This window comes from Paracraurococcus ruber (assembly GCF_004353985.1).
GTDB lineage: Bacteria > Pseudomonadota > Alphaproteobacteria > Acetobacterales > Acetobacteraceae > Paracraurococcus > Paracraurococcus ruber.
Map to the genome: position 1 here is coordinate 1 of NZ_SMOA01000493.1, position 2,337 is coordinate 2,337.

Here is a 2,337-nt window from a genome sequence, read left to right on the forward strand (position 1 = left end):
TGTAGCTGCTGGCCCAATCCTCCCCGGAAGTGCTGGCTGAAAATTCCCCAGTCCAGCGCGACTGCCCGCGCCCGGGGGCGAGCCCCCGGGCGCGGGTGGCGCCGGCCATGCCCCAGGATGCCGCCCGGCATCATGGGAGCAGCCGGTGGTCACCCTTGGGGAGCTCGTCATGATCCTGGACCTCGCCCGGCAGGGCCTCAGCATCTCTGCCATTGCCCGCCGCACCGGCCACGACCGCAAGACCGTTCGGACCTACATCGCGCGCGGCCTGGAGCCGCCGGCCTATACGCCACGGCCGCCGGCGCCATCGCCGCTCGCGCCCTTCGAGGCCTTCCTGCGGGAGCGGGTCGGCCGCTTTCCTGAGCTGACCGGCCGGCGCCTCTGGCGGGAGGTCCGCGAGCTTGGCTTCACCGGCGGCTACTCCACGGTGACCGACTTCCTGCGCACCGTCCGTCCTCCGGCGGAGCCCGCCGCCTTCGAGCGTCGCTTTGAGACCCCGCCGGGCCGCCAGGCGCAGGTCGACTTCGCCTTCTTCAAGGTCCGCTTCGAGGACGAGCCCGGCGCCGAGCGCATCGTCTGGCTGTTCTCCCTCGTGCTTGGCCACAGCCGCATGATGTGGGCCCGCTTCGTCGCCCAGCAGGACCTGGCTACCGTGCTGCGCTGCCACGTTGCCGCCTTCGAGGCGCTTGGCGGCGTGCCGGGGGAGATCCTCTACGACCGCATGAAAACCGCCGTGCTCGGCGAGGTCGACGACCGCGGCATCGTCTACAACGACAAGCTGCTGGCGCTCGCTGCCCACTACGGCACCGTGCCCAAGGCCTGCCGGCCCTACCGCGCCAAAACCAAGGGCAAGGTGGAGCGACCGTTCCGCTACGTCCGCGAAGACTTCTTCCTCGCGCGCAGCTTCCGCAACATCGAGGACCTGAACGCTCAGTTCGCCCAGTGGCTCGACCAGGTGGCCAACCGCCGCCTGCACGGCACCACCGGGCGGATCGTCATCGAGCACTTCGCCGAGGAGCGGGCCTCCCTCAAGCCGCTGCCGGCCGGCCCGTTCAACGCCGTCCTCCGCCTCGAACGGCGGATCTCCCACGAGGGCATGATCTCCGTCGGTGGCAATCTCTACTCGGTCCCCGACGGCACCCGCCGCCGACCCGTCGAGGTTCAGGTCACCGCCGCCGAGGTGCAGATCCTCGAGGATGGTCGCCTCGTCGCCGCCCATCCCGTGCTCGAAGGCCGCGGCCGGCGCCGCATCGCCGAGGGGCACCGCACCCTGCCGCCCTCGCACAACAGTGCCACGCCACGGGCCGGTGCCATGGCCCCTCCGGCACCACCAGCAGGGCCCAGCGGCGTCGCGCCCCGCTCGCTCGCCATCTACGAGGCCATCGGCCGCAGGCTCGCTACCGGGCAGGGCGCCCGATGACCGCCGCACCGGCCACGCTCGACCGGATCCGCCGCCACCTGGTCGGGCTCCGGATGCCACGCTCGCTCGAGGTGCTGGAACACCTGCTCCGCCAGCTCGAGCGCGGCGAGATCTCCGCGCTCGAGGCAATCGATAACCTGCTCGACGAGGAACTCAGCCTGCGCGAGGGCCGCCGGGTCAGGGCCGCCCTCAAGATGGGCCGGCTGCTCAACATCAAGACGCTGGCCGGGTTCGACTTCTCGTTCCAGCCATCCCTCGACCGCAACCGGATCCTCACCCTCGCCGGGCTCGACTTCATCGACCGCCACGAGGTCGTCCACCTCCTCGGCCAGCCCGGCTGCGGCAAGACCCATTTGGCCATCGCGCTCGCCGTCGAGGCGGTGCAGGCCGGCCGCAGCGTCTACTTCACCACGCTGGCCGAACTCATCGGCTCGCTGGCCAAGGCCGAGCGCGAGGGCACCTTGCGGGAGCGCATCCGGTTCCTCTGCCGGCCACAACTCCTCGTCGTCGACGAGATCGGCTACCTGCCCGTCGTCGCCGGCGGTGGGAACCTGTTCTTTCAACTGGTCAACGCGCGCTACGAGCGTGGCGCGATGATCCTCACCTCCAACCGCGGCTTTGCCGAATGGGGCGAGGTCTTCGGCGACACCGTCGTCGCCACCGCGCTGCTCGACCGGCTTCTCCACCATGCCGTCGTCGTGCGCATCGAGGGCGCCAGCTACCGCCTCCGCCGCCACGCCGACCTGCTGCCGGACACCGCCGCACCACGGCCGCTACACCCACAAGAAGCCGTACCCCGCCGCCGCGGCAGACCGCCCAAGCCGCGCCCCGCAGAACTCACCGGCGCGATGTAGCCACCAGCCGAACTGGGGAATTTTCAGCCAGCACTTTTGAGGAAAACCACCTCAGCATTGACA

2 protein-coding genes are annotated in these 2,337 nt (G+C 70.5%); both read left to right on the forward strand.

Annotated elements, in window-relative coordinates; translation table 11 throughout:
- The first annotated feature begins 145 nt into the window (after positions 1 to 145).
- Positions 146 to 1,420 carry an IS21 family transposase gene (gene istA, locus E2C05_RS31115; protein ID WP_133223481.1) on the forward strand — a complete coding sequence of 425 codons (1,275 nt, stop codon included), beginning with the start codon at positions 146 to 148 and terminating at the stop codon, positions 1,418 to 1,420.
- The gene (gene istB, locus E2C05_RS31120) at positions 1,417 to 2,274 is read left to right on the forward strand and encodes an IS21-like element helper ATPase IstB (protein WP_133223482.1); all 858 of its coding nucleotides are present in this window, start codon (positions 1,417 to 1,419) and stop codon (positions 2,272 to 2,274) included. The genes istA and istB overlap by 4 nt, the downstream gene beginning before the upstream one ends.
- Positions 2,275 to 2,337: the final 63 nt, after the last annotated feature.